We start from the raw sequence: 4,647 nt of genomic DNA on the forward strand, positions 1-4,647 counted from the left end.
GAATTGAAGAACATTGAAACACATCATTTCCTAATGGACCAGTAAAATATTCTTTTTGTTCATTTGCGATTTTTGAAGCCAATTTACAATATTCTTTTAAATCATCGATCATTGGTACATTAACGACCTTAAAAAGTTCGGTATCTTTATTTAGATATGTAAATGCTGTATCTATTTTATCAAATAAAACAATATTTCCATCTACAAAACGATATCGAAATGCTTCAATTTCATTGGCACATTTACAAACAGCATAGACCATCGCTAAAGTAAAAGAAATTTCATATTTTTTAACCATATTCCTAAAATTAGTAATACCCACTTCAAATGTTATACAAAACGCTGGTTCAACATTATTTCTAAATACTTTACAATGCATCGCCCTTGCCCATGATTTTTCATCTATTATCTGATATGAATTAGCCATTTTAATTTCCTCCGTTAATTTTAATTTAACTACTTTATCTACATCCTTTTTATAAACGCAATAAACTCATTTCCTATCTCACAATTATATTACTTTTAGTTTTTATTATTGATATAATACCAATAATTCCTATTTAAGCTAATAAAATATTTAGGTTTTAATAAATCAATTTATCCACTCCTGATGCAAAAATATATTATTATAATAATATTTATAAACATATATCAATTGCAAATAGAATACAAACGAGTTTTATAACTTATATGGTTTGGTATTAATAAAATCAGATTAAATCTTCATCAAAATAATCCATATCTAATCGCTTAATTTCGTATATTTTTTCTATACTAACACCTAAATTATAATCAATCATTAAATTAGTAAGCATTTTACCATCAATTAAAATCAGTTTAACTTGAAGTTGTTTCTTTGCAAATTCAATTGCTTCTTTTGTATAAGAAGAAGTAGTAATAAATAATCCTTTAGATCCACCTTGTCCAGCAACAGCACCTAAAAACTTTTGTATTTCCGGTCTACCTACAACATCATTCCATCTTTTAGCTTGAATATAAATATTATTAAAACCAAATTTATCTTCTTTGATAATACCATCTATTCCCTCATCACCACTATATTTTGTACTAATAACAGATTCATCATCAAAAGCATACCCCATTCGATTTAATAAATCTAATACCAGTCTTTCAAAAAAAATTGGTTCTTTTGAAAAAATCATTTCTAATAGTTCATCACTTAATCGAGAAGTAATCATTTTTATTGATTTATCAATACTTTCAATTGGTGTATTATTTTCCTCTGCATTAATTTCTCTAGCAATATCTTTTTTATTTGGTTTAAAAAACTCTACAAATGATGGATATTTCATTAAATATTCATTAGTAATATCATCCCCAGAATCAAGAACCTTTTTACCTTCTAAAGTTATTTTATAAACTCCCCTTCTTACTGTTTCTAAAAGTCCTGCTTTAGCTAAATATGTTTTTGTCCAACCTAGTCGATAATAAATAACCGTACACTTATCATTTTCTAAAGTTTCTTCTCTATCTTCCATAGAAAGGTTTAATACATCAGAAACCTCTTTAACTAATTCTTTCAAGCTTAATTCTTTATAACGATTTAAAACTATTAATACTTCTTTATACATTTCATTATATTTAGGTACCATTTTATCTTTCCTCCCTTTTTCAACCAGCCTTTAACATCTATAATAAATAATCATTAACTTTTTATCTCATATTATAATTTTCTTTCAAAATCTATCTGGATAAATTTCTTTCCATTAGGCAAAATATGTTCTAACGATTTTATTTTAGAATAACCAATTTCAAACATAGCTTTTTCTAATTCAGCTTTTTCTATTTGATGATGTATTTGGTTTAAATTATCAAATACATGCAGATAAGGAGAAGCTGATACCCAATTACCCTCTAGATTAATTTGAATAATACATGAAACATATTTAGGATTAACTTGCTTGATTGCTTTTTGAAAACATTCATAGCCAATATATTCTATTATTAAATTTGCAATAATCATATCTGCATGAGGAAGTTTATCTGTTTCATTTATTAAATCAATACATAAACACTCTAAGATATCTTTCAATTGATCATATCTTTTAATTACCTCTTTTAAATAAGCTATATTAATATCGATTCCGTATACTTTTTTAAACTTATTTTTTTCAATATGTTCCAGACCATTTCCACCAGCAACTCCCAATATCATTACATTAGAAATAGGATAGGTATTCAATTGATCTTTCATCATTTCATTCATAATTTGCAACTGCTTAACAGAATCAAGTTTCATATGATTTTCATAATCAGTTAGCAAAATTTCTTCCCATGGATTTTTCATGATGATTGTACCCTCCTATACTTTTTATATTTCCATCATTTACTTTTTAACTAGTTTTAATTTTATATTTTTTCTATCAGCAATTTTTTTAAATATATTAACTACATATAAAGATTGTTCCTTTATAGATAAAGTAGACAATTCATCGTTTTGTTGTATATGCTTCATAATTTCTTGTAGTGTAGAAAGTTCTAGTAAATTAACTGCTACACAAAAGAAATTCTTTCTACGACCGTCATTATAATTAGCAAGCAAATATAAAAGAATTGTTATTTTTTCTTGTTGTTCAAAACTATATTGTTCAATACCAATATCTTGTGCTCTTTTTAAATCTGCTTTTTGACGTTGATGAGTAATAAAAGAATCATATTCATCAATATACTGATATTTTTTACATGGATAATCTTTACATTCATAGCAATACTCAATTTTTCCATGTTCAAGACTACATTTAGCAATTTTACATGATTGATTACCATTACCACAACCACCACAATATTTTCCTAAAAACATTGGACATAATCCACAATTCAAGCCACAAAGAGAAAATAATTGATTTTTTCGTACAAATCCTTTCATAATATTAGCTCCATAAAATTTCATTATTAATAATTGTTTTCTATTTCTTCAATAACAACATTTTTTTATTTAAGATTTCTTTAATAAAGTTATCGTTATTTTTTAAAGATATATATAATTCTCGATTTTTGGTTTTAATATAAATTCGATCGATTGAATTGGCAGTTGCCGCTATTGGATTATGACTTTTTTCAATTTGAATTATGTCATTAATATTTATTCGTTCTTTTTGAAATCCATAATATAAAATGAAATAATTATCATATAACTCAATTTTATTTCTAATTAAAATAGGTATCCAGACAAGATTAAAACCATAATAAAAAACTCCAAGAATAATCCACCAAATATTTAAAATATCTAAATTATTATAAAAAATTATAACTGGACATACATTATACAATCCAACAACTAAAATTAACCACCAGGCATTTTTACCAGCATACGTTTTTACTTGATTCATAATCTTGATCTCCCATCAATTATTTATTTTAATTACTTAATATTATATCATCAATTGATTATCTTTTATAGCTGATTACTTTTATCATAAAAAAAGATATTTCAATTAAATAAAATATCTTTCTATCTATTTTCTTATTTAATAACGTAAAATAAAATAAATAACATATACCCAGCTAAGTAAGCCATGAAAGATAGCCCAGCCAACAGAATGCCAGGTTGTATAACTAATAACCATAGCTAAAGCACTACCAAAAGTGATTCCTGATTTAACTGTTTTTTTCACGATAGTTGTTTTATTTTCTTCCATCATTACCTCCATTTTATTTATAACCATTAAATTTATCTTTTTTCGATAAATATTTCTTGATTATTTTTATCAATCATTGTTTTAATTTCCATTAATATTCGTTGCATAGTCATTCCTTTACATTTTTACTATTTTTTTAATTATATTAGCTGTTCTTATTGTTAGTTTAGATGCAATATTGGCATTTGCTGTTTTTGACCACCAGTTAGTTTTTTGATACTTTTTTCGGTTAAATGACCAGAATATCGCATTTTGATAATTTTCTATTTTTTCTAATTCTTCTTTAGGTTTTCCAATTTCACCATAAACTTCATCAAAATTAGCTGGTGGGATTATCAAGATCAAATTATCATAGATTTCTTTATCATCATTTCCCCACCAAGTTGGAGCATGCAAAAGTATGTCTTCAAGTTTTTTACTTGAAATAACAAACACAGGAATATTTAGATTAAATTGCTTTTTTATCACTTCTTCAATTTGATTAGTAATTATTTCTATACTATCTTTTTCACTAGAAAAAATTACATTGCCACTATTTAAATATGTTTTAACTTCTAAAAATCCTGCTTCTTCAAAAGCTTTTTTCAACTCATCCATAACTATTTTATTTTTGCCACTAATATTAATTCCTCGTAATAATACAATATATCTTTCCATCCAGGTAAATTCTCCTTTTTTATTCATCATCTTTTAATCTTGAATACATTTTCATATCAAGGATTTTCCCGTTTTTTATCGCATTTTTTCGTAACGTTCCTTCATAGTGAAATCCGGCTTTTTCAAGCACGCGACATGAACCGATATTATAGGCAAACGGCTCAGCATAAATACGAATAATATCGCTATTATTAAAAACATATTCACAAATTTGGTTAACTGCTTTAGTCATTACTCCTTTACCCCAATATTCTCTAGCAAGATAATATCCTAACTCACCTGTTTTATTATGGATGTTTTCTTGACGAAAAACTGTAATACTTCCTATTAC

General features: G+C 25.6%; 8 protein-coding genes. All 8 read right to left on the reverse strand.

What is annotated here, in order from left to right; all coding sequences use genetic code 11:
• Window positions 1–427 (reverse strand): CatA-like O-acetyltransferase (locus tag J7M77_RS05055; RefSeq protein ID WP_296876648.1); only part of this gene is annotated, 427 nt, incomplete at its 3' end.
• A 283-nt stretch (window positions 428–710) separates the two neighbouring features.
• On the reverse strand, window positions 711–1,613 hold the full coding sequence (locus J7M77_RS05060) for a restriction endonuclease (protein WP_296876650.1): 903 nt from the start codon (window positions 1,611–1,613) through the stop codon (window positions 711–713).
• A 71-nt stretch (window positions 1,614–1,684) separates the two neighbouring features.
• Window positions 1,685–2,308: a hypothetical protein gene (locus J7M77_RS05065; protein WP_296876653.1), complete on the reverse strand. Its 624-nt coding sequence runs from the start codon at window positions 2,306–2,308 to the stop codon at window positions 1,685–1,687.
• Between the two features lie 39 nt (window positions 2,309–2,347).
• A complete protein-coding gene (locus J7M77_RS05070; protein ID WP_296876655.1) occupies window positions 2,348–2,887 on the reverse strand; it encodes a DUF3795 domain-containing protein in 540 nt (179 codons plus the stop codon).
• A 40-nt stretch (window positions 2,888–2,927) separates the two neighbouring features.
• On the reverse strand, window positions 2,928–3,350 hold the full coding sequence (locus J7M77_RS05075; RefSeq protein ID WP_296876657.1) for a PH domain-containing protein: 423 nt from the start codon (window positions 3,348–3,350) through the stop codon (window positions 2,928–2,930).
• A 138-nt stretch (window positions 3,351–3,488) separates the two neighbouring features.
• Complete coding sequence (locus J7M77_RS05080) at window positions 3,489–3,659, reverse strand: hypothetical protein (RefSeq protein WP_296876659.1); 171 nt, start codon at window positions 3,657–3,659, stop codon at window positions 3,489–3,491.
• A gap of 117 nt (window positions 3,660–3,776) precedes the next feature.
• Window positions 3,777–4,316 (reverse strand): DUF1697 domain-containing protein, encoded by a 540-nt coding sequence (locus tag J7M77_RS05085; protein ID WP_296876661.1) that lies wholly within the window; start codon window positions 4,314–4,316, stop codon window positions 3,777–3,779.
• A gap of 19 nt (window positions 4,317–4,335) precedes the next feature.
• The coding region (locus tag J7M77_RS05090; RefSeq protein ID WP_296876664.1) for a GNAT family protein at window positions 4,336–4,647 on the reverse strand (312 nt) is incomplete at its 5' end.

It is taken from the genome of Thomasclavelia sp., assembly GCF_017889095.1.
Classification (GTDB): domain Bacteria; phylum Bacillota_I; class Bacilli_A; order Erysipelotrichales; family Coprobacillaceae; genus Thomasclavelia.